Genomic DNA, 22,354 nt, shown 5'->3' with positions numbered 1-22,354 from the left:
GTGAGTAGATTCTGAAGATAATTATTGCATTAAAACGTGAAATCCAGCGATAGGAAAACTGTGAGGCTGCGCCGGGATTTTGCATAAGCAGTATAAAATCAGCGGGTTGTAAAGCTCGGGGTGAAGAGAGGGGAAAAGGTTATGCATAACCCCTGCATAAACTGCGGCGGAGGATTAACAGCTTTTTAACAGCGACGGCAATAAACATGCGCTGGCGCAAAAGTGCGGTAAAAAGTAGTGGTATGGCCGCCGTTATCTGGCGTATAACTCACAAAATGAAACGTTGTTTTATTTAAGGGGTTTTCCATGATTGTTGGCAACATCCACCATCTGCAGCCGTGGCTGGCGCAGGAGCTGCGTCAGGCTATCGACCACATCAAGGCGCACGTCACCGACGCCACGCCGCTCGGCAAGCACGACATCGACGGCAGCCGCGTCTTTTATCTTATTTCGGAAGATACGACCGAGCCTTTCGCCCAGCGCCGCGCGGAGTACCATGCCCGCTATCTGGATATTCAGATTGTCCTCAAAGGCCAGGAGGGGATGACCTTCAGCACGCAGCCCGCCGGGCAACCCGACACCGACTGGCTGGCGGATAAAGACATCGCTTTTTTAGCCCAGGGCGCGCAGGAGAAAACCGTGGTGCTTAACGAAGGCGACTTTGTGGTGTTTTATCCCGGTGAAGTGCATAAACCGCTGTGCGTGGTCGGCGCGCCCGCCAAAGTGCGCAAAGCCGTGGTGAAAATGCTGGTGGCTTAAGTGTGTCCCCTCTCCCTGTTCGGGAGAGGGTTAGGGGGAAGGAAAATTACTTCGCCAGCGTCGCCACCATCACCGCTTTGATGGTGTGCATGCGGTTTTCCGCCTGATCGAAGACGATGCTGGCGGCGGATTCAAACACCTCGTCGGTGACCTCCATGCCGCCGTGCAGGCCGTACTCTGCGGCCATCTGTTTGCCGAGCGTCGTCTGATCGTCATGGAAGGCGGGCAGGCAGTGCAGGAACTTCACCTGCGGGTTGCCGGTCAGCGCCATCATCTGCTTATTCACCTGATAGCCGCGCAGCAGCGCAATACGCTCGGCCCACATCGATTTCGCCTCGCCCATCGACACCCACACGTCGGTATAGATGAAGTCCGCGCCCTTCACGCCCGCGGCGATATCTTCCGTCAGGGTGATATTACCGCCGTTCTTTTGCGCCAGCGCCGTGCATTCCGCCACCAGGCTCTCCTGGGGCCAGCAGGCCCGCGGGGCGACCAGGCGTAAATCCAGCCCGGTCAGCGCGGCGGCTTCCAGCATGGAGTTGCCCATGTTGTTGCGCGCATCGCCCGCGTAGACCAGCGTCATCTCGTTGAACGCCTTGCCCGGCAGATGTTCCTGCATGGTTAGCAGGTCGGCCAGCAGCTGCGTGGGGTGGAATTCGTTGGTCAGTCCGTTCCACACCGGCACGCCCGCGAATTCGGCGAGGGTTTCGACAACCTCCTGGCCGTGGCCGCGGTACTGGATACCGTCGTACATCCGGCCCAGCACCCGGGCGGTGTCTTTAATCGATTCTTTATGGCCAATCTGGCTGCCGCTGCAGCCGAGGTAAGTGACGTGGGCGCCTTGATCGTATGCGGCAACTTCGAAAGAGCATCGTGTGCGAGTAGAGTCTTTTTCGAAGATGAGCGCGATGTTTTTACCGGTCAGTTTTGGCACCTCATTACCGCTTTTCTTATCGGCTTTGAGCGTTGCGGCGAGCGCGATCAGGTGGTTGATTTGCGCAGGGGTAAAATCCAGTAACTTCAAGAAATGCTTCTGATATAACGCAGACATGTTTCCCTCACATGGCTAAGGCCACTTGTTGAATTAAAATTCACTTTATATGGATGATTATTCATTTGCAACCCCGATTCACAATTCTTTATCGGAAAAGTGGAGGCATTGTCTGCGGTATGTGAAAATAGAGGTATCTGCCGCACATTATGAGGAACGAGCTATGGCAAACCCGGAACACCTGGAAGAGCAGCGCGAAGAAACGCGTCTGATTATTGAAGAGTTACTGGAAGATGGCAGCGATCCGGATGCGCTGTACACCATCGAGCACCACTTCTCCGCCGACGATTTCGACACGCTGGAGAAAGTGGCGGTAGAAGTCTTCAAGCTGGGCTATGAGGTGACGGAGCCGGAAGAGCTGGAAGTGGAGGAGGGCGACGTGGTTATCTGCTGCGACGCGCTCAGCGAGTGTGCGCTTAACGCTGACATTATCGATGCGCAGGTTGAGCAACTGATGAACCTGGCGGAAAAATTCGGCGTTGAATACGACGGCTGGGGCACCTACTTCGAAGATCCGAACGGCGAAGACGGTGATGACGAAGACGACGATTACATCGATGAAGATGACGACGGCGTTCGCCACTAAGTAACGACGGATGCGGCGGCTGCGGCCGTCGCATCGCAAGGAAACGGCTCCAGACATGGATTACCCGCAGATAGTATCCCCAATTCTCCACTTCCTGCACTGCCCAACCCCGCAAGCCTGGATAGACGACGCCCGCGACCCGGCCCGGCTGCCTCTGCTGTTGACCGACCACCTGGTCTGCGAGCTGAAGGCGGCGCAAACCGCCATGCTGCTGGTGCGTAAATATGTCGCCGACAGGCAGGGGGCCGATGCGCTGCTGGCGTGGCTGCAGCCCTATGAGGCTTTTGCCTTTCGCGAAGGACCGGAGCCGGATTTTGTCGCTCTGCACAAGCAGATTGGCAAAAGCGTGATGCCGCATACCGACGACCCGTGGGGGCAGCAGCTTATCGACAGCATGGTGCTGCTGATCAAAGAGGAGCTGCACCACTTCTGGCAGGTGCGCGAGATTATGCAGGCCAGAGAGATTGCGTACGTCAAAATCACCGCCAGCCGCTATGCCAAAGGCATGCTGAAAGCGGTGCGTACCCACGAGCCGCTGACGCTGATTGATAAGCTGATTTGCGGGGCGTACATCGAGGCGCGCTCCTGCGAGCGCTTTGCCGCGCTGGCGCCGTATCTGGACGCTGACCTGCAAAAGTTCTACCTGTCGCTGCTGCGTTCGGAGGCCCGGCACTATCAGGATTACCTGACGCTGGCGCAGAGCGTGTCAGCAGACGATATTGGCGAGCGGGTGCGGTACTTCGGCGCGGTGGAGGCGGAGCTGATAACGACGCCGGATACGGAGTTTCGTTTTCACAGCGGGGTGCCGGCTTAACGTCCTTCTCTGATGCGCGGCGCCAATCGCCGCGCGGTTCAACCCTTCCTGTTCCCGTTAGCAAAATCTGGTGGCTGGAAATCACTTACCGCTACCGTAATAATCAAAACATAAAAAGGGGAAATATATCCCCGTAACAGAGACTATTTGACATAAGGATGGTGAATGAACTGGGCACACGTAGTGTTGGCGGGTTATATCGGGGCGGTGATTGCTATCGTTGTTGGCATGTTTCGTAAAAAAGGCTGGCTGGGCAAGATCTCCGGCGCGGTGGTTTTTGTGATGGCGATTGTCGCGTGGAATTTGTTTGACGTGCACTATCTGATTCCGCGCGCAAGCCCGGATTATGGGCTGACGGACGCGCAGAAATTTGAAAATGCGATGCTGGCAATGCCTGTTTATCAGGTGCTTAAAGAGCAGGAGCCAGCGCTTTGGCAGAATATCCTCAACCAGTCAACGCAGCTGAAAAAGGCGGGGAAAAGCGAACAACAGATTATCGACGCTATTCAGCCGCAGATCCTGCAGGTACAAATGGCGCGTTTGCAGCAGGCACCCGATGCCAATGTGATTGAGTATATGAAAATTAACCTCGAGCAGATTGCTGCGGTGGCAATAGTTGGCGATGACGAATGTTTTCGCTTTCTGTTTCCGGCGGTGAAAGGCGGGATTAACCCGATGCATATTATTCCGCGGGAGCTCATGAATCGTCGTATGGCCAGCGATATGAGTATGATGCGCGCGGCTTATGGTCCGAACAAACATACGGTTACGGCGGAAGAGAAACAGCTGGCGTTTCAGGACCTGCAATCCATCAGCCCGGGGCTGGTACAGCGTTACGGACCGGATATCCAGATTATGACTGACCCGAGTAAAGGCGTGGGCAAAGAGAAAGTCGCCTGTGAAATTGTGCAGGATTTATGGTCACAGGTGCTGAAGCTGCCAACCGCTCGCGCGGCTGGCGTAATTCGGCTCATGCTCTCAGCTGAAATGCAGTAACGCAACCATTGCCCCTCGGCGTGAAGTCAGAGGGGCTTTAGCATCCGCACTTCACAATCTACGTGCCCGGTGCAGCCCAACGCTTCGCTGATATGCTCAAAGCCTAAATGTTCATACAGGCGGATTGCCTCGGTCAGAAACGCTGTGGTCTCCAGATAGCACTGTTTAAAACCCTGCTCGCGGGCATGTTCGAGCGCCATCAGCGCCAGGTTTTTCGCCAGTCCCTGACCGCGTACGCTCGGCAGGAAGTACATCTTTTGCAGCTCGCAAATGTCAGGTTCGCTACACCCTAACGGTGCAACGCCGCCGCCGCCCACGACTTCACCGTTTTGCTCAACCACCCAATAGGCCGCGCCCGGCTGGCTGTAAACCTGGAATAGTTCGTCCAGGTTAGGGTCTGCAACGGTATAGCCTTTATCGGCGGTAAGCCCGTATTCAGCGGAAACTTTGCGGATCACGTGGGCAATAGCGGCGTTATCATCGGCAGAAATTCGACGCAGCGTTGCCGCAACGGAGGTAATGGTACTCATAGTGAACTCATGACATAACAGTGAGACATATGCAGTTAATACCACTGTGGTGAGGGGAAGCGCAAGCGAGGATAATTCAATAAAAAGCCTCTGAGCTAGTGCGTCAGAGGCTTTTATCGTCTGTGGAGTCGGATGCGTTACGCTTATCCGACCTACGTTGACGGTGCCCGTAGGCCGGATAAGCGCAAGCGCCATCCGGCAAACGTACAGGCACGATGATTACAGCGCGGCGATAACCGCCTGCTGCTCAATCAGTTTGGCTTTCGCTTCGGCATAGCCGGCCAGCTTCTCGCGCTCTTTAGCGATAACCGCTTCCGGCGCGCGGGCGACAAACCCTTCGTTGGACAGTTTACCTTCGATACGGCCGATTTCCGCCTCGACTTTCGCCACTTCTTTCGCCAGCCTGTCCAGCTCGCTCGCTTTGTCGATCAGACCCGCCATCGGGATCAGCAGCTCGGCGCCGTCGATGATTTTGGTCACGGAGACCGGACCTTTATCACCCGCAGGCAGCACGGTGATGCTCTCCAGACGCGCCATGTTCTGCAGGAAGCTGTGGTTCTCGTTGACGCGGCGAACCACCGCCTCGCTGCAGCCGCGCAGCAGCAGCTCAAGCGGTTTACCCGGAGCGATGTTCATTTCCGCGCGGATGTTACGTACGGCGACGATCGCCTGCTTCAGCCACTCGGTATCGGACGCCGCAGCGTCATCCACCTGGCTGGCGTCGAATGCCGGGAACGGCTGCAGCATGATGGTGTCGGCGTTGATGCCGGCGATGACCTTCACGCGCTGCCAGATGGTTTCGGTAATGAACGGAATGATCGGATGCGCCAGGCGCAGCAGACCTTCCAGCACGGTAATCAGCGTGTTGCGGGTGCCGCGCAGTTCAGACTCGGAGCCCCCGTTCATCACCGGCTTGGTCAGCTCCAGATACCAGTCGCAGAACTGGTTCCAGGTGAATTCGTACAGAATGCCTGCGGCGATATCGAAGCGGAAGTTATCCAGCGCTTCGCGGTAGGCTTTGATGGTCTGGTTGAACTCGGCCAAGATCCAACGGTCCGCCAGCGACAGCGTCATTTCGCCGCCGTTGAAGCCGCAATCCTGATCTTCAGTGTTCATCAGTACGAAACGGCTGGCGTTCCACAGCTTGTTGCAGAAGTTGCGGTAGCCTTCCAGGCGCTTCATGTCCCAGTTGATGTCGCGGCCGGTAGAGGCCAGCGCCGCCAGGGTGAAGCGCAGGGCGTCGGTGCCGTGCGGCTCGATGCCGTCCGGGAACTGCTTCTCGGTGCGCTTGCGGATTTTCTCCGCCAGCTGCGGCTGCATCATGTTGCCGGTGCGTTTTTCCAGCAGTTCGGCCAGGGAGATACCGTCCACCATGTCCAGCGGGTCGATAACGTTGCCCTTCGACTTGGACATCTTCTGCCCTTCGTCGTCGCGAATCAGACCGGTCATGTACACGGTGTGGAACGGCACCTGCGGCTTGCCGTCTTCATCTTTGATGAAGTGCATGGTCATCATGATCATGCGCGCAATCCAGAAGAAGATGATGTCGAAGCCGGAGACCATCACGCTGGTCGGGTGGAACTGGCGCAGCGCGTCGGTGTTTTCCGGCCAGCCGAGGGTGGAGAAGGTCCACAGCGCGGAGGAGAACCAGGTATCGAGGACGTCTTCGTCCTGACGCAGGGCGACGTCGGCGCCGAGGTTGTTTTCCTGACGCACTTCGTCTTCGGTGCGGCCCACGTAAACGTTGCCCGCGTTGTCGTACCATGCCGGGATACGGTGACCCCACCACAGCTGACGCGAGATGCACCAGTCCTGAATATCGCGCATCCAGGAGAAGTACATGTTTTCGTACTGCTTCGGCACGAACTGGATGTCGCCGTTCTCAACCGCTTCCACTGCCGGTTTCGCCAGCACGTCGGCGCGGACGTACCACTGATCGGTCAGCATCGGTTCGATAACCACGCCGCCGCGGTCGCCGTAAGGTACGGTCAGGTCATGCGGTTTGATCTCATCGAGCAGGCCCAGCGCGTCGACGGCGGCAACCACCGCTTTACGCGCGGCGAAGCGCTCCAGCCCGCGGAACTCAGCCGGGATCTCACTGGAATAAACGTCAGACTCTTCGCCTTTGGTGTCGTACACTTCCGCGATGTCGCGGATGTCGCCGTCGAAGGTCAGAATGTTGATCATCGGCAGCTGATGACGCTTACCGACTTCGTAGTCGTTAAAGTCGTGCGCCGGGGTGATCTTCACGCAGCCGGTGCCTTTTTCCATATCGGCGTGTTCGTCGCCGACGATCGGAATGCGGCGGTTAACCAGCGGCAGGACCACGAATTTACCAATCAGGTCCTTATAGCGCGGGTCTTCCGGGTTGACGGCCACGCCGGTATCGCCCAGCACGGTTTCCGGACGGGTGGTGGCGACCACCAGGTAATCTTTACCGTCAGCGGTTTTCGCGCCGTCGGCCAGCGGATAGCGGATGTGCCACATCGAGCCTTTGGACTCGCGGTTTTCCACTTCCAGATCGGAGATCGCGGTGCGCAGTTTCGGGTCCCAGTTGACCAGGCGCTTGCCGCGGTAGATCAGATCTTCTTTGTACAGGCGGACGAAGACTTCTTTCACGGCATTGGAAAGACCTTCGTCCATGGTGAAGCGCTCGCGCTCCCAGTCCACGGAGTTGCCGAGACGGCGCATCTGACGGGTAATGGTGCCGCCGGATTCCGCCTTCCACTGCCAGATTTTGTCGATAAAGGCGTCGCGGCCGTAGTCGTGACGGGTTTTACCTTCTTCAGCGGCAATCTTACGCTCAACCACCATCTGGGTCGCGATGCCCGCGTGGTCGGTACCGGCCTGCCACAGGGTGTTTTTGCCCTGCATGCGCTGGTAGCGGATCATGGTATCCATGATGGTCTGCTGGAAGGCATGACCCATATGCAAACTGCCGGTGACGTTCGGCGGCGGGATCATGATGCAGAAGGACTCTTTGCTTTCATCGCCGTTCGGCTTGAAGTAGCCCTGCTGTTCCCAGTGCTCGTAAAGCGGCTGTTCGATATCTTGCGGGTTGTATGTCTTTTCCATTATTTCCAGGTTGCCGTGTTCAGGTTAAAACCAGCCAGGCGATACGCTTTGTAGCGTTCGCGCGCCAGTTGTTTCAAAGAATCTTCGTGAGGTACGAAGTCTATCACTTCTGTGAAAGCGGTGGCAAAATCTGCAAAGCCTGTACGCAGGCTAATCAGCACATCGCGCGGGCTGCTGTTGCGCTTTTGCGGCCAGGCCAGCTCGACCGGGGCGCCGCCCCGCGGGCCTTCTCCCGCCAGATTATGCGGCACAAAGCTTTCCGGCGGCCGCGTCCACAGCGCTTCATCCAGCCGAATCGCCTGCTGCTCATCTTCACAGGCAACCAGAACGCGTTTGCCTGCGCGCCAACGTTCTGCGGCAATTTCACACACCAGCTGTTCAACGGTACTGAGGCCGTCAACGGTGTTGTCATTGTCCAGAAGGTAGAACGTTGCATTCTTCATATATGGGGCTTCTTGTGCTCACTTTAAATGCTTAAGCCGGGTGGCGGCTTCGCCTTACCCGGCCTACAAAGGGTACCTTTCCTGTAGGCCCGGTAAGCGTAGCGCCACCGGGCAACAGACGGTAATCACTCTTCGCCGTTAAAACCGGCGCGATTGAGCAGGAACTGCGACAGCAGGGCGACCGGACGGCCGGTAGCGCCTTTGGCTTTCCCGGAGCGCCACGCGGTGCCGGCGATATCCAGGTGCGCCCAGTTGTACTTACGGGTAAAGCGCGACAGGAAGCAGCCCGCGGTGATAGCGCCACCAGGACGACCGCCAATGTTGGCCATATCCGCAAAGTTGGACTCCAGCTGCTCCTGATACTCATCGCCCAGCGGCAGGCGCCAGGCGCGGTCGCCCGCCTGCTCGGAGGCGCCGATCAGCTCATGCGCCAGCGGGTTGTGGTTCGACATCAGGCCGGTGATGTGGTGGCCGAGCGCAATCACGCAGGCACCGGTCAGCGTCGCCACGTCGATCACCGCTTCCGGTTCGAAGCGCTCAACGTAGGTCAGCACGTCGCACAGCACCAGACGGCCTTCGGCGTCGGTGTTCAGCACCTCCACCGTCTGACCGGACATGGTGGTCAGCACGTCGCCCGGACGATAGGCGCGTCCGCCAGGCATGTTTTCACAGCCCGCCAGCACGCCGATGATGTTCAGCGGCAGCTGCAGTTCGGCCGCCATGCGCATCACGCCGTACACCGCCGCAGCGCCGCACATGTCGTACTTCATCTCGTCCATACCGTCGGCCGGTTTGATAGAGATGCCGCCGGAGTCAAAGGTTAACCCTTTGCCGACCAGCACGATCGGACGCGCGTCCTCCGCCGGGTTGCCTTTATATTCAATCACCGACATCAGCGACTCGTTCTGCGAGCCGTTGCCGACCGCCAGATACGAGTGCATGCCGAGCTCGCGCATCTGCTGTTCGCCGATCACGCGGGTGATGATGTTTTTACCGTACTGATCCGCCAGCTGGCGCGCCTGGGAGGCGAGGTAGGCGGCGTTACAGATGTTCGGCGGCATGTTGCCGAGATCTTTCGCCGCTTTGATGCCGGAGGCGATCGCCAGACCGTGCTGAATCGCGCGTTCGCCGCTGGTCAGCTCGCGGCGGGTCGGCACGTTGAACACCATTTTACGCAGCGGGCGACGCGGCTCGCTTTTGTTGGTTTTCAGCTGATCGAAGCTGTACAGCGTCTCTTTTGCCGTCTCAACCGCCTGGCGTACTTTCCAGTAGTTGTTGCGGCCCTTGACGTGCAGTTCGGTCAGGAAGCAGACGGCTTCCATAGACCCTGTGTCGTTCAGGGTGTTGATGGTTTTCTGGATAACCTGCTTGTACTGGCGCTCGTCGAGCTCGCGCTCTTTGCCGCAGCCAATCAGCAGAATGCGTTCGGACAGCACGTTCGGCACGTGGTGCAGCAGCAGAGTCTGGCCGGGTTTACCCTCCAGTTCACCGCGGCGCAGCAGGGCGCTGATGTAACCGTCGCTGATTTTATCGAGTTGTTCGGCGATCGGGGAGAGACGGCGCGGCTCAAAGACGCCCACAACGATGCAGGCACTGCGCTGTTTCTCCGGGCTACCGCTTTTTACACTGAACTCCATGCACTACGCTCCTGAATCTTAAAGACAACGGCGGTGGCTACGGATAGAATTGCAAGCTTTCGTAACTCATGTCCGCTGTTGCGGTGACTTCGTGTTAATCTTAACGTTATTACGATGTTGGCTTGTCAGAACGTGTTCTGAATCGTGAAGCCGCTGAGTCATATAATCTTAGCGATGTTTTCGACGACTCAAGAGAATAAATGACGTTGAAGCCATGAAACAAGCTAAATTCCTGCAACAATACGGGTTTTACGGGCGTATTTATAGTGATAATCATAAGATATCTTGTACGGGAAACGCTCAAAAGCCAACTGGCGATCCTCTTCATCCTGCTTTTGATCTTCTTTTGTCAAAAATTGGTCAGGATCCTTGGCGCGGCGGTAGACGGCGAAATCCCGACAAACCTGGTGCTCTCGCTGCTGGGTCTCGGCGTTCCGGAAATGGCGCAGCTTATCCTGCCGCTCAGCCTGTTCCTCGGCCTGCTGATGACGCTGGGCAAACTTTATACCGAAAGTGAAATTACGGTAATGCACGCCTGCGGCCTGAGTAAGGCCGTACTGGTGAAAGCTGCGATGATCCTTGCGCTGTTCACCGGCATTGTCGCCGCGCTGAACGTCATGTGGGCCGGTCCCTGGTCTTCCCGCCATCAGGATGAGGTGCTGGCCGAGGCGAAAGCGAACCCCGGCATGGCGGCGCTGGCGCAGGGGCAGTTCCAGCAGGCCAGCGACGGCAACTCGGTGCTGTTTATCGAAAGCGTCGACGGCAAAAAATTCCGCGACGTCTTCCTGGCGCAGATCCGCACCAAAGGCAACGCGCGTCCGTCGGTTGTGGTGGCGGACTCCGGCAATATCACCCAGCAGAAAGACGGCTCGCAGGTGGTGCACCTCAATGAGGGAACCCGCTTTGAAGGCACCGCCATGCTGCGCGATTTCCGCGTAACCGATTTTAAAAACTACCAGGCCATCATCGGGCATCAGACCGTGTCGCTGGACCCCAGCGATACCGAGCAGATGAACATGCTGACCCTGTGGAATACCGACACCAACGGCGCCCGCGCCGAGCTGCACTGGCGCTTAACGCTGGTGGCGACGGTCTTTATTATGGCGCTGATGGTGGTGCCGCTCAGCGTGGTCAACCCGCGCCAGGGCCGCGTGTTGTCGATGCTGCCGGCGATGCTGCTCTATCTGGTGTTCTTCCTGCTGCAGACATCTATCCGCTCTAACGGCGAAAAGGGCAAGCTCGATCCGATGGTGTGGATGTGGGTGGTCAACCTGCTCTACTTCGCGCTGGCGGTGGCCCTCAACCTGTGGGACACGGTGCCGATGCGCCGCGTACGCGCCCGTATCAGCGGTAAAGGAGCGGTATAATGCAGGCATTTGGCGTTCTTGACCGCTATATCGGCAAAACCATTCTCACCACGATTCTGATGACGCTGTTCATGCTGGTGTCGCTCTCCGGCATCATCAAGTTCGTCGACCAGCTGAAAAAAGCCGGGCAGGGGAGCTACGACGCGCTGGGCGCGGGCATGTATACCCTGCTCAGCGTGCCGAAAGACATCCAGATCTTCTTCCCGATGGCGGCGCTGCTTGGCGCGCTGCTCGGCCTGGGGATGCTGGCTCAGCGCAGCGAGCTGGTGGTGATGCAGGCATCGGGCTTCACCCGTATGCAGGTCGCCATTTCGGTGATGAAAACGGCGATCCCGCTGGTGCTGCTGACCATGGCCATCGGCGAATGGATGGCGCCGCAGGGCGAGCAGATGGCGCGCAACCTGCGCGCCCAGGCGATGTACGGCAGCTCGCTGCTGTCGACCCAGCAGGGGATGTGGGCGAAAGACGGCCACAACTATATCTACATCGAGCGCATCAAAGGCGCCGACGAGCTTGGCGGCATCAGCATTTATTCCTTCAACGATAAGCGCCGTCTGCAGTCGGTGCGCTATGCCGCCTCGGCGAAGTTCGACGCCGATAAAAAGGTCTGGCGGCTGTCGCAGGTCGATGAGTCCAACCTGACCAACCCGCTGCAGATAACCGGCTCGCAGACCGTCAGCAGCACCTGGAAAACCAACCTCACGCCGGACAAGCTCGGCGTGGTGGCGCTGGACCCGGACGCACTGTCCATTAGTGGGCTGTACAACTATGTGAAATACCTGAAGTCCAGCGGCCAGGACCCGGGACGTTACCAGCTCAACATGTGGAGCAAGGTGTTCCAGCCGCTGTCGGTGGCGGTGATGATGCTGATGGCGCTGTCGTTTATCTTCGGCCCGCTGCGTAGCGTACCGATGGGCGTGCGGGTGATTACCGGGATTAGCTTCGGCTTCGTGTTCTACGTGCTGGACCAGATCTTCGGCCCGCTGACGCTGGTGTACGGTATCCCGCCGATCGTCGGCGCGCTGCTGCCGAGCGCCACCTTCTTCCTGATAAGCCTGTGGCTGATGATTCGCCGCAGCTAGCGACAGTGGTAGTGTAAAAATGGCCGCTCCTGAGCGGTAATGCCGATCAGTTAAGGATCGGTTGACCGATCCAGTGGCTGTGTAAGAATCCGGAAATGCTCACCCGTTTCCGGATTTTTTTATGCACATTGGACAGGCTCTTGATCTTGTTTCCCGTTACGATTCTTTGCGTAACCCACTGACTTCTTTAGGGGATTATCTCGACCCTGAACTTATCTCACGTTGCCTTGCTGAGTCCGGCACAGTCACCCTGCGCAAGCGCCGCCTGCCGCTGGAAATGATGGTCTGGTGTATTGTCGGTATGGCGCTTGAGCGTAAGGAGCCTCTTCACCAGATTGTTAATCGCCTGGATATCATGCTGCCGGGCGACCGTCCTTTCGTCGCCCCCAGTGCCGTTATTCAGGCCCGCCAGCGTCTGGGGAGTGAGGCCGTTCGCCGTGTATTCACCCAAACCGCACAACTCTGGCATGGAGCCACGGCACATCCACACTGGTGCGGCCTGACGCTGCTGGCCGTGGATGGCGTGGTCTGGCGAACACAGGATACGCCGGAAAATGATACAGCCTTCCCGCGTCAGACACACGGCGGAAAACCGGGACTCTATCCGCAGGTAAAAATGGTCTGCCAGATGGAGCTGACCAGCCATCTGCTCACGGCTGCAGCCTTTGGCACAATGAAAGAGAGCGAAAATGCACTCGCAGAGCAGCTGATATCTCAGACAGGTGATAACACACTGACTTTGATGGATAAAGGTTATTACTCGCTGGGTCTGCTGAACGCCTGGAGCCTGGCGGGAGAACACCGGCACTGGATGATCCCGCTGAAAAAGGGAGCACAGTATGAAGAGGAGAGAAAGCTGGGTAAAGGCGATCACCTGGTCACGCTGAAAACCAGCCCGCAGGCACGGAAAAAATGGCCGGAGCTGGGTGAAGAAATAACAGCGCGACTGCTGACGTTCACTCGTAAAGGAAAAGTCTGCCATCTGCTGACGTCAATGACGGATGCAATGCGCTTCCCGGGCGGTGAGATGGCAGACCTGTACGGCCATCGGTGGGAAATCGAACTGGGTTACAGGGAGATAAAACAGACGATGCAACTGAGCAGACTGACGCTGAGAAGTAAAAAGCCAGAGCTTGTAGAACAGGAGCTCTGGGGAGTGTTACTGGCCTATAATCTTGTGAGATATCAGATGATTAAAATGGCGGGAAGCCTGAAGGGATACTGGCCGAATCAGCTAAGCTTCTCAGAATCATGTGGAATGGTGATGCGAATGCTGATGACTCTGCAGGGCGCTTCGCCAGGTCGTATCCCGGAGCTGATGCGTGATCTTGAAAGCATGGGACAGTTGGTGAAATTACCGATAAGAAGGGAAAGAGCCTTCCCGCGAACAGTAAAAGAAAGGCCCCAGAAATACAGTAAAACCTGGAGAAAAACAGCCAGTCAGTCGCTTAACTGACTGGCATTACCGCTCCTGAGCGGCCATTTTTTATGCCTGACGTTTAGCGCCGCCTGCCGCCCATCAGGCTGCCCAGCACCCCGCGCACAATCTGGTTAGTGACCTGCCGCGCCGCGCTTTTCGCCATGTCTGGTAGTAAAAAGAGTTGTCTATCCTGAGTGCGGGCAATCTGCAACGGTGAGCTCATGTGTCATCCTCCGTTATATCCTGCGTGCAGTATAGGCAACCCGACGGGTGGTACCGTCGTCAGAAAAATGATGGCATCACTGGCAACACCCTTTCAGTCCGTGCTGCATGGACTGCTGTACTGGCGGGCAAGGAACAGAACCGTAAGAACAAAAGACGCAGCAATCACCCGCTTTGGGTTTAAGTTGCGTATGGCAGTGTTCGCACTCATAAAACCACAGGCATGCATCCACAGGCATCTGTTCCTGTTTTTTAAAACCACATGCGGGGCAGGTAATTTCAGACATCAGAACGGTATCAGAAGTCATCGTATTTGTGCTCTCAGAGAGTGATCCTGCACACCAGACCACTATGGTTAGAAACAGGGGACAGTGTATCACCTGCACTAACCATAGAGGGAAAATCGCTAACGCCTCAGCACGAGAGGTCCTAAAAGCGGGGGCGTTATTTCACCTCGGCCAGCGCGGTTTTCTCCACGTAGGGCTTCATCAGCGTGTCCGCCTCCTGCTGGGCGGCTTTGGCGGCGGCCTCCGGGGTCACCTTCTGGTCGTTCACCACCGCGGCCAGTTGGTTTTCCATCGCCTTGCGCACCGCGACGGTTTCGTAGGTGGAGTACCACGGATGGGCGTACTTCAGCTGCTCAAGGGCGATGGCGGCGCGAGGGTCCTGCTGCAGATAGGCCTTCATGTCCGGCGTGTCATAGGCGGCTTTCAGCGGCGAGAAGTAGCCGGTGAAGCGGCTCCAGGCGCCGTTGACCTGCGGGCTGGTCAGGTACTCGAGAAACTGGTACGCCGCTTTTTTCTGCGCTTCGTTAATGCCCTTAAAGCTCACCAGGCTGGCGCCGCCGATCGGCACCGCGCGCTGGGCTTTGGCGGGCAGCATCGCCACGCCGAGCTCAAAGTCTTTGGTGTTTTCGCGCATAAAGCCCAGCGCCCCGGTGCTCAGCATCGCCATGCCGACCTTGCCGCTAAAGAAGGCGGCGCTGATCTGCTTTGAGTTAAGCACGCCGGAGGGCATGACTTTGTCGCGATAGATCATGTTCTGCCAGAAGCGCAGCGCGCCGACGGTAGTCGGGTCGTCGTAATAGACTTCGCCCGGGTAGTCTTCGTTAAAGTATTTGCCGCCGTTGGCGCGCACCAGCGCCGAGAAGATCCAGCCGCCGTAGTCGTCGTTGGTTGACGGCAGCATTATGCCCCACTGGCCTTTGCTCTCGTCGGTAAGCTTTTTGGCGTCCGCCAGCAGCTGGTCCCAGGTTTGCGGCGGCTGGGTAATACCGGCCTGGTCGAACAGGGTTTTGTTGTAGTAGAGGATCGGCGTTGAGTTATGGAACGGGATCGCATAGGTCACGCCCATCATCTGCGCATTTTTATGCATCGCGGGCCAGAAGTCGTTTTGCAGCACCTCGCCCGCCTTACGGTCGCCGAATTTGAACAGTTCGTCCATCGGCAGGATTTCATCCTTCAGCGCCAGATCGGTGGTGAAGTTCGCCGACATGATAACCAGCGCCGGCGGCTGCCCGGCCTTTTGCGCGGATTCCGCTTTAATTTTGGTGGTGTCGTAGTTGCCGGTAAAGATGCCGCGCACTTCGACGTCCTGCTGGGCATCGTTGAAGGCCTTGATCACGCGGGTCATCTCCATGGTCAGCTTGCCGTCGACCGGCGCCGGGAACATGAAGTCAATCTTCTCTTTCGCCAGCGCAGCGCCGCTGACGGCAAGGGTAAGGCTCAGGGCGAGCGCCTGCAACGACGGTCTCAGGGGCGTAAACATGGTTAACTCTCCTTGTGCAGTAAGTTGTGCTGTGTCTCAGCATGAAAAAGATGAATATCCGCCGGTGAAAAGCCGAGGGTCAGCGTATCGCCTTTCTCCGGGATCGCTCCGCGGTGGCGGCGCGTATAGCGCAGAGCGCCCGTCGGCGTGCTGACGTGGAGCAGATAGTCTGCGCCCATCAGTTCGCGTTGAATCACCGTCGCGGGCAGCGTCAGCGCCTGCGGGCCGGGGCTATCGGTAATGTGCTCCGGGCGCAGGCCAAACCAGACCTCGCGCTGCGTAGCCCAGGCGGGCGGCAGCGGGTAGGTGAGCTCGCCTACCCGCACCTGGCCTTCGGCGCAGGGCAGCCGCAGCAGGTTCATCGCCGGGGAGCCGATAAACCCGGCGACGAACAGGTTGGCCGGGCGGGCGTAGAGGTGTTCCGGCCTGCCGACCTGCTGCACGTGGCCGCCGTTGAGTACCACGATGCGGTCGGCCATCGACATCGCCTCGGTCTGGTCGTGGGTGACGTAGACAGTGCTGGTTTTCAGCTGCTGGTGCAGGGCCATAATGCTGTCGCGCACCTCGGTGCGCAGGCGGGCGTCGAGGTTTGAGAGCGGCTCGTCCATCAGAAACAGACGCGGGTTGCGCACAATGGCGCGGGCCATCGCCACCCGCTGGCGCTGGCCGCCGGAGAGCTTCGCCGGCTTGCGGTCCAGCAGGTCGTCGAGCTGCAGCATCTGTGCCACCTGCGCCAGGCGCGGCTGCCAGCTGGCCTTATCCTCTTTGCGGATCTTCATGCCGAAGGTGATGTTGTCCCGCACGGACAGGTGCGGGAACAGGGCGTAGTTCTGGAAGATCATCGCGAAGTTGCGCTCGCGCGGCGTCATCGTGGTGATGTTCTCCTCCCGTAGCCAGATCTCGCCGCCGCTGACCTCGTCAAGCCCGGCCAGCAGGCGCAGCAAGGTGCTTTTCCCACAGCCGGACGGCCCCACCAGCACCACGAACTCGCCGTCGCGGATCTCCAGCGACAGCGCGCTCAGCGCCGGTTTGCCGTCGAACTGTTTGCTGACGTTTTGCAGTCTCAGCATGGCGAACGGCGCTCGTCGGTGGGGCAGCTGATGTGCTCGTCGTACAGCCACGGCCCGGCGTAGTGCGCCAGCGAGTGCTGGTAGCTCACCCACTGTTCGCCCACCTGGCGGTGCATCAGGCAGGACGGCGGCGACATGTCGTAGTACGGGCGGGTGTCCTCATGGCAGTACGGCACCTGGTGTACCGTCGCCGGGAGGGTGGCGATCGTCGCCTGGCGGTACTGGGTCATCGTCAGGTTGTGGTTATGGCCGCAGAAGATGCGCACCAGCGACGGAAAGCGTTCCACCAGCGCCAGCAGGCGGTGGCCGTTTTCACAGGCGATAGGGTCCATCTGCGCGTTGCCGAGCGGCAGCGGCGGGTGGTGCATAAACACCGCCGTCGGCTTGTCGCCCGCGTCGGACAGCTGGGCCTCCAGCCAGGCGACGGTGTTGTCGGTGAGCCAGCCTTTAGCGTGTCCGGCGAGGCTTGAGTCGATAAACAGCAGGCGGGTAGCGAAATCGTCGATGGCGTAGCGCATGTTCTGCGGGTCGCTGCCGAGCTGCGGGCACAGCGGGCGCAGGTATTCAAGGAAACAGGCCTTGTCGTCGTGGTTGCCGGGGATCAGCAGTAGCGGGTAGCGCAGCGCGCCGAGCACCTGGCGGGCGACCTGATACTCCTCCGGGCGGCCGCAGTTGACGATATCACCGCTCACCACCACCGCGTCCGGGCGCTCGCGCAGGCCGTTCAGCTGGGAGACGACGTCGGCGTTGCCGGCGTTAACGTCGATAAAGCCGTACAGCTTGTGGTTCTGACTGCGGAAATGGGTATCCGAAATATGCGCTAACAGCATAATTACACTCCTTATTTAATGCCGGAGAAGCCGAAGCTTCTGAGGAACTGCTTCTGGAAAGCGATAAATGCGAGCATCAGCGGCAGGCAGACCATCAGCGTACCGGCGCTGATAACGCCCCACTGGCCGCCGGACTCCGCGCCCATGGCGAACGACACCAGTCCTACGGTCAGCACCTGTTTATCCGGGTCGTTGAGCATCATCAGCGGCCACAGGTACTCGTTCCAGTGATAGGTAATACTTACTGTGGCGAAGGCCAGCACCGACGGCCACGACATCGGCAGCAGCACGCGGTACAGCACCTGCCACCAGCGGCAGCCCTCCATCAGCGCCGCCTCTTCCAGCTCTTTCGGGATGGTGAGAAAGGCCTGGCGCATCAGGAACACGCCGAACGCCGAGGTGAAATAGGGCATCATCACCCCGGTCAGGGTATTGAGCAGGCCGAAGGTTTTCAGGGTCATCATGTTCGGCACCATCATCACCACCGGCATGATCATCAGCTGCACCAGGAACAGCAGGAACAGAGTCTGTTTGCCGCGAAACTCGTGGCAGGCGAAAACATACCCCGCGGTGGTGATGGTCAGCAGCTGCACCGCGAAGGTGCCGAAGGCGAAGATCAGCGTGTTGGCGTACAGGCTCAGCCAGTCGGCGCTGCGCCAGGCGTCGATAAAGTTATCCAGGGTCAGCGGCAGGCGAGGGAGCACGGAGGCCATGCCTTCGCCGAAGGTGCTGGCGCTGAAGGCCGAGGAGAGCATCCACAGGAACGGGCTTAGCCACAGCAGCGCCAGGCAGCACATCAGCACCCCGAGGGTGACGGATTTGGATTGGCGCAGGCGCAGCCACAGCGGGCGCGGCAGGCTTTGCGGGCGGGGAATCGCCGGGGAGATCTCAACGCTCATGGTGTGCGCCTCGTTCCAGTAGTTTCAGGTTCACAATGGAGAAGACAAACAGCCCGGCCAGCGTCAGAAAGGTCGCGGCGGAGGCTTTGCCGAGGTCGTGGGTGTCCCACGCCAGGTTCTGGATGTAGTAGAGCAGCACGCTGGTGGCGTTATCCGGCCCGCCGTGGGTCATCACCGCCACGTGGTCAATCTGGGTAATCGAGTAGATAAGCGCGGTGGTCACCACGAAGCTCAGCGTCGGGCGCAGCAGCGGCAGCGTCACCTTAAAGAACACCTGGGTCGGCGTGGCGCCCTCCATCAGCGCCGCCTCCCGCGCCGACGCCGGGAGGCTCTGCAGCCCGGCGAGAAAGAACAGCATGTAGTAACCGGCGAACTTCCACACGCCGATCAGCGCCAGCGCGTACAGGGCGCTGCTGCTGCGCCCGAGCCAGTTGTTGTTCATCGGCCCGAACAGCTTCGCGAGGTAGTAGTCCAGCATGCCCATCCCCGGCATAAAGATAAACAGCCACAGCGCGGCGGCGCTGACCATCGGGATAATCATCGGGAAGAAGAACGCGGTGCGCAGCCAGCGGTTGACGCGGTGGTTCTCCCACAGCGCCACGGCGAGCAGCAGCGCCAGCGTCACGCCGGGGATCACCGTCAGCAGGATATAGACGAGGTTGTTGATCAGCGACTGCCAGAACACCCCGTCGGCAAACAGGCGGCTGAAGTTGCCCGCCCCGACGAACGGCGCGCTGTCGCCCGCCATACGAGTATCGAACAGGCTGTCATACACCGACCGCACCAGCGGGAAGTATGTAAAAAGCAGCAAAAACAGCAGGGAAGGCGAGAGGATTAGCCAGGGTAACCAGGTTTTTTTCGTCATCGTCTGCGGGCTCATAAAGGCGTTTCAGAAGCCAGACAGTGTGGGAAGGGATTACTGCAACAGCATGGCGAGGGGGTGACGGTTTTATGAACAGCCGGGAATGGGGTTCCCTCTCCCACCGGAAGAGGGAACCGGACGACGGATTAAAAATCCGCTTTCAGCACTACGCGGTAGCGGGCTTTCCCCTCGCGAACGTGCTTTAACGCCGCGTTGATTTGCGACATCGGGAACTCCTGCGTCGTCGGCGCAACCTTCGCGCGACCGGCGAACTTCATCAGCGTGCGCAGCTCAGCCGGGTTGCCGGTCGCTGAGCCGGAGACGCTGCGGTCGCCGCCAATCAGGGTGAAGGCCGGTACCGCCAGCGGCTTCATCACCGCGCCGACGGTGTGGAAGTTGCCGCCATACGCCAGCGCTTCAAAATAGGGCTGCCAGTCGAGGTCGACGTTGACGGTGTTGATGATCAGGTCGAACTGCCCGGCGAGCGCCTTCAGCGCCTCCGGATCGCGGCTGTTCACCACCTTATCCGCGCCCATCGCCAGCACTTCCTGCTGTTTGGCCGGGTTCGAGCTGAAGGCGGTTACCTCTGCGCCCATGGCGCGCAGCAGCTTGATAGCGATATGCCCCAGACCGCCGATGCCGATCACCCCGACGCGGCTGGTGGCGGTTACGTGGTGCATCAGCAGCGGTTTAAAGACGGTAATGCCGCCGCACAGCAGCGGGCCTGCGGAGGCGAAATCGATCCCTTCCGGCAGCGGGATCACCCATTGCCAGTCGGCGCGCAGCTTATCGGCAAAGCCGCCGCGGTTCATGATGGTCGGCAGGGAGCCTTCCAGGCAGTTGATCTGGTTGCCGCTGATGCAGGCGTCGCAGTGCCCGCAGCTGTGCGCCGTCCAGCCCACGCCCACGCGCTGGCCTACCTTCAGGCCTTTGTTCTGCGCCGCCGCGCCCAGCGCCGCCACGCGGCCAATCACCTCGTGTCCGGCGACCAGCGGGTACTGCGACATGCCCCATTCGTTGTCGATCATCGACAGATCCGAGTGGCAGATCCCGCAGTAATCTACCTGCACTTCGACATCATCCGGCCCGAGTTCACCCGCATCGTACTCCCAGAGCTCGAGATCGGCGCCGGCTTCTCTGGCGGCGTAGCTTTTTATCATCGACATCGCACTTCCCCTTTTGTGGTGTTGAACTGGAAGTGTAGAGCATGGTGCTGCGAGGCGCTTTAGCAGAAGGAGGTGGGAAGGGAGGGGCAAATGCGGCGGTTTTCAGGATAACGTACTGAGGCGATGAATTTTTCATCACTCGGAGGCAGCAGCCCGCAACGCTGCTTGCATGACCGCGTGTGACAGGTATAATCCATCACGTTTCCGCATCCCTTTCCGTGCCGGAGTGGCGAAATCGGTAGACGCAGTTGATTCAAAATCAACCGTAGAAATACGTGCCGGTTCGAGTCCGGCCTTCGGCACCATCGGAACATCAATAGACGTCAACGGACGTCTTTTTTTGTGCCTGAAATCCAGTATCCGCAAGGCTTTCCTCGCTTTTTCACTCAACAGAAGTCAATCTGAGTCAACCCACATCAAGTCGCTTGTGAGTATAGAACCGAGTATATATGTTGGTTCGATAATGGTTGTATACTCACTTCGGCACATGGAAGGAGAACTTTTATGGCTCTGACAGATATCAAAGTGCGCTCTGCAAAACCACAGGAAAAGGAGTATACCCTTGTCGATGGGGATGGCATGTTTTTGCTCATTCACCCTAACGGCTCAAAATACTGGCGGTTCCGCTTTCGCTTTGGTGGTAAGCAGCACCTGATGGCATTTGGGGTTTATCCTGAAACGTCACTGGCTGATGCTCGTCAAAAAAGGGAAGAGGCCAGAAAGCTTGTTGCTGCAGGAATCGATCCTCGCGAACACAAACGTGCGGTGAAAGAACAACAGGCGAAAGAAAATATTACCTTTGAGTCAGTTGCCAGAGAGTGGCATGCCGCAAATAAAAAATGGTCAGAAGAACATAGCCGACGGGTGCTGAAGAGTCTGGAAGATAATTTGTTCCCAGCGATTGGAAAGCGAAGTATTGATAGTTTTAGTACGCGCGATCTCCTTGTGCCTATCAAAGTAGTTGAGGCTACAGGGCGTCTTGAAGTGGCTTCGCGTCTTCAGCAGCGTACCAATGCGATTATGCGTTATGCAGTGCAAAGCGGTTTGATCGATTACAATCCTGCTCAGGAGATGGCTGGGGCAGTTGCTTCAAGTAATCGTGTCCATCGACCAGCACTTGAACTGAAACGCTTACCTGAACTACTCCACCGAATTGATAGCTACACCGGACGGCCTTTAACCCGTCTGGCTGTTGAGCTAACGTTATTAATTTTTATTCGTTCTAGTGAATTGCGCTTTGCCCGTTGGTCCGAGATCGATTTTGAAAGGGCAATGTGGACGATCCCGGCAGAACGAGAAGCTATAGAAGATGTTAAGCATTCGCAACGTGGTTCTAAAATGCGCACACCTCACTTAGTGCCGCTGTCTCGTCAGGCATTGGCAATCCTTAAACAGGTTCACAAGCTTAGTGGCGAGCGCGATTTTGTTTTCATTGGCGATCATAATCCGCTTAAACCGATGAGTGAAAACACGGTTAACAAGGCGCTGCGTGTTATGGGTTATGACACAAAGGTCGATGTTTGTGGGCATGGTTTCAGGGCTATGGCATGCAGCTCGTTGATTGAATCAGGTCTGTGGTCCAGGGACGCTGTTGAAAGGCAGATGAGCCATATGGAGCGTAACTCTGTACGCGCTGCTTACATTCATAAGGCTGAGCATCTTGATGAGCGGCGACTAATGCTGCAGTGGTGGGCTGATTTATTGGATGTGAATAGGGAAAGGGAAGTTAGTCCTTATGACTTTGGCAAGTAGTCTAATTCCTGATGCTTGCTATGTTC

Annotated in this window: 22 protein-coding genes, 1 tRNA gene and 1 pseudogene; 10 read left to right on the top strand and 14 right to left on the bottom strand. The window is 58.1% G+C overall.

The window, feature by feature from the left end; all coding sequences use genetic code 11:
• The first annotated feature begins 306 nt into the window (after positions 1-306).
• Positions 307-759 carry a YhcH/YjgK/YiaL family protein gene (locus ENTCL_RS19465; RefSeq protein WP_013367859.1) on the top strand — a complete coding sequence of 151 codons (453 nt, stop codon included), beginning with the start codon at positions 307-309 and terminating at the stop codon, positions 757-759.
• Positions 760-805: 46 nt separating this feature from the next.
• Here the strand turns inward: ENTCL_RS19465 and argF are convergent, their stop codons facing one another.
• Together argF and argL are read right to left on the bottom strand one after the other, a co-directional pair.
• The gene (argF, locus tag ENTCL_RS19460) at positions 806-1,810 is read right to left on the bottom strand and encodes an ornithine carbamoyltransferase (RefSeq protein WP_013367858.1); all 1,005 of its coding nucleotides are present in this window, start codon (positions 1,808-1,810) and stop codon (positions 806-808) included.
• Complete coding sequence (gene argL, locus ENTCL_RS24190) at positions 1,780-1,875, bottom strand: putative translational regulatory protein ArgL (RefSeq protein WP_418112714.1); 96 nt, start codon at positions 1,873-1,875, stop codon at positions 1,780-1,782. The genes argF and argL overlap by 31 nt, the downstream gene beginning before the upstream one ends.
• Positions 1,876-1,973: 98 nt before the next feature.
• Between argL and rraB the strand changes: the two genes are divergently transcribed.
• From rraB to ENTCL_RS19445, 3 genes are all read left to right on the top strand, one after another.
• Positions 1,974-2,396, top strand: a complete 423-nt coding sequence (gene rraB / locus ENTCL_RS19455) for a ribonuclease E inhibitor RraB (RefSeq protein WP_013367857.1) — start codon at positions 1,974-1,976, stop codon at positions 2,394-2,396.
• Between the two features lie 10 nt (positions 2,397-2,406).
• Positions 2,407-3,210 carry a tRNA isopentenyl-2-thiomethyl-A-37 hydroxylase MiaE gene (miaE, locus tag ENTCL_RS19450; RefSeq protein ID WP_238981770.1) on the top strand — a complete coding sequence of 268 codons (804 nt, stop codon included), beginning with the start codon at positions 2,407-2,409 and terminating at the stop codon, positions 3,208-3,210.
• A 165-nt stretch (positions 3,211-3,375) separates the two neighbouring features.
• Positions 3,376-4,206 (top strand): hypothetical protein, encoded by an 831-nt coding sequence (locus ENTCL_RS19445; RefSeq protein ID WP_013367855.1) that lies wholly within the window; start codon positions 3,376-3,378, stop codon positions 4,204-4,206.
• Positions 4,207-4,232: 26 nt separating this feature from the next.
• On the opposite strand, the gene ENTCL_RS19440 is transcribed toward ENTCL_RS19445, so the two are convergent.
• The 4 genes from ENTCL_RS19440 to pepA all read right to left on the bottom strand — a co-directional run bounded on the left by ENTCL_RS19440 (position 4,233) and on the right by pepA (position 9,891).
• On the bottom strand, positions 4,233-4,736 hold the full coding sequence (locus ENTCL_RS19440) for a GNAT family N-acetyltransferase (protein WP_013367854.1): 504 nt from the start codon (positions 4,734-4,736) through the stop codon (positions 4,233-4,235).
• A gap of 219 nt (positions 4,737-4,955) precedes the next feature.
• On the bottom strand, positions 4,956-7,811 hold the full coding sequence (locus ENTCL_RS19435) for a valine--tRNA ligase (protein WP_013367853.1): 2,856 nt from the start codon (positions 7,809-7,811) through the stop codon (positions 4,956-4,958).
• The gene (gene holC, locus ENTCL_RS19430) at positions 7,811-8,254 is read right to left on the bottom strand and encodes a DNA polymerase III subunit chi (RefSeq protein WP_013367852.1); all 444 of its coding nucleotides are present in this window, start codon (positions 8,252-8,254) and stop codon (positions 7,811-7,813) included. Before holC ends, ENTCL_RS19435 begins: the two co-directional genes overlap by 1 nt.
• A gap of 125 nt (positions 8,255-8,379) precedes the next feature.
• A complete protein-coding gene (pepA, locus tag ENTCL_RS19425; protein WP_013367851.1) occupies positions 8,380-9,891 on the bottom strand; it encodes a leucyl aminopeptidase in 1,512 nt (503 codons plus the stop codon).
• A gap of 153 nt (positions 9,892-10,044) precedes the next feature.
• Between pepA and ENTCL_RS23980 the strand changes: the two genes are divergently transcribed.
• The 4 genes from ENTCL_RS23980 to ENTCL_RS19410 all read left to right on the top strand — a co-directional run bounded on the left by ENTCL_RS23980 (position 10,045) and on the right by ENTCL_RS19410 (position 13,796).
• Positions 10,045-10,095: a hypothetical protein gene (locus tag ENTCL_RS23980; protein ID WP_217448718.1), complete on the top strand. Its 51-nt coding sequence runs from the start codon at positions 10,045-10,047 to the stop codon at positions 10,093-10,095.
• Positions 10,096-10,157: 62 nt separating this feature from the next.
• A complete protein-coding gene (gene lptF / locus ENTCL_RS19420) occupies positions 10,158-11,258 on the top strand; it encodes an LPS export ABC transporter permease LptF (protein WP_013367850.1) in 1,101 nt (366 codons plus the stop codon).
• Entirely contained in the window at positions 11,258-12,340 is a 1,083-nt protein-coding gene (gene lptG, locus ENTCL_RS19415; protein WP_013367849.1) for an LPS export ABC transporter permease LptG, read from the top strand. Before lptF ends, lptG begins: the two co-directional genes overlap by 1 nt.
• 121 nt (positions 12,341-12,461) lie before the next feature.
• On the top strand, positions 12,462-13,796 hold the full coding sequence (locus tag ENTCL_RS19410; RefSeq protein WP_013364229.1) for an IS4 family transposase: 1,335 nt from the start codon (positions 12,462-12,464) through the stop codon (positions 13,794-13,796).
• 43 nt (positions 13,797-13,839) lie between these two features.
• Here the strand turns inward: ENTCL_RS19410 and ENTCL_RS23815 are convergent.
• The 8 genes and pseudogenes from ENTCL_RS23815 to ahr all read right to left on the bottom strand — a co-directional run.
• Positions 13,840-13,923, bottom strand: a pseudogene (locus ENTCL_RS23815) (hypothetical protein); the annotation flags it as partial.
• 136 nt (positions 13,924-14,059) lie between these two features.
• A complete protein-coding gene (locus ENTCL_RS24045) occupies positions 14,060-14,269 on the bottom strand; it encodes a GDCCVxC domain-containing (seleno)protein (protein ID WP_275249009.1) in 210 nt (69 codons plus the stop codon).
• Between the two features lie 157 nt (positions 14,270-14,426).
• On the bottom strand, positions 14,427-15,749 hold the full coding sequence (locus ENTCL_RS19405; RefSeq protein ID WP_013367847.1) for an ABC transporter substrate-binding protein: 1,323 nt from the start codon (positions 15,747-15,749) through the stop codon (positions 14,427-14,429).
• A 2-nt stretch (positions 15,750-15,751) separates the two neighbouring features.
• Complete coding sequence (locus ENTCL_RS19400) at positions 15,752-16,819, bottom strand: ABC transporter ATP-binding protein (protein ID WP_013367846.1); 1,068 nt, start codon at positions 16,817-16,819, stop codon at positions 15,752-15,754.
• Positions 16,813-17,649, bottom strand: a complete 837-nt coding sequence (locus ENTCL_RS19395) for a phosphodiesterase (protein WP_013367845.1) — start codon at positions 17,647-17,649, stop codon at positions 16,813-16,815. Before ENTCL_RS19395 ends, ENTCL_RS19400 begins: the two co-directional genes overlap by 7 nt.
• An 11-nt stretch (positions 17,650-17,660) precedes the next feature.
• A complete protein-coding gene (locus ENTCL_RS19390) occupies positions 17,661-18,548 on the bottom strand; it encodes a carbohydrate ABC transporter permease (protein WP_013367844.1) in 888 nt (295 codons plus the stop codon).
• Positions 18,538-19,413 (bottom strand): carbohydrate ABC transporter permease, encoded by an 876-nt coding sequence (locus ENTCL_RS19385; protein ID WP_013367843.1) that lies wholly within the window; start codon positions 19,411-19,413, stop codon positions 18,538-18,540. Before ENTCL_RS19385 ends, ENTCL_RS19390 begins: the two co-directional genes overlap by 11 nt.
• 143 nt (positions 19,414-19,556) lie before the next feature.
• Complete coding sequence (gene ahr / locus ENTCL_RS19380; protein WP_013367842.1) at positions 19,557-20,576, bottom strand: NADPH-dependent aldehyde reductase Ahr; 1,020 nt, start codon at positions 20,574-20,576, stop codon at positions 19,557-19,559.
• Positions 20,577-20,796: 220 nt separating this feature from the next.
• On the opposite strand from ahr, the gene ENTCL_RS19375 reads away from it, so the two are divergent.
• Both ENTCL_RS19375 and ENTCL_RS19370 read left to right on the top strand, forming a co-directional pair.
• Positions 20,797-20,881: transfer RNA gene (locus ENTCL_RS19375), tRNA-Leu, on the top strand.
• A 199-nt stretch (positions 20,882-21,080) separates the two neighbouring features.
• Complete coding sequence (locus ENTCL_RS19370) at positions 21,081-22,328, top strand: tyrosine-type recombinase/integrase (protein ID WP_013367841.1); 1,248 nt, start codon at positions 21,081-21,083, stop codon at positions 22,326-22,328.
• The last annotated feature ends 26 nt before the right edge of the window (positions 22,329-22,354 follow it).

This window comes from [Enterobacter] lignolyticus SCF1 (assembly GCF_000164865.1).
GTDB classification, from domain to species: domain Bacteria; phylum Pseudomonadota; class Gammaproteobacteria; order Enterobacterales; family Enterobacteriaceae; genus Enterobacter_B; species Enterobacter_B lignolyticus.
Note: the sequence above shows the minus strand (reverse complement) of the source record. Positions and strands in the feature narration are given on the sequence as shown.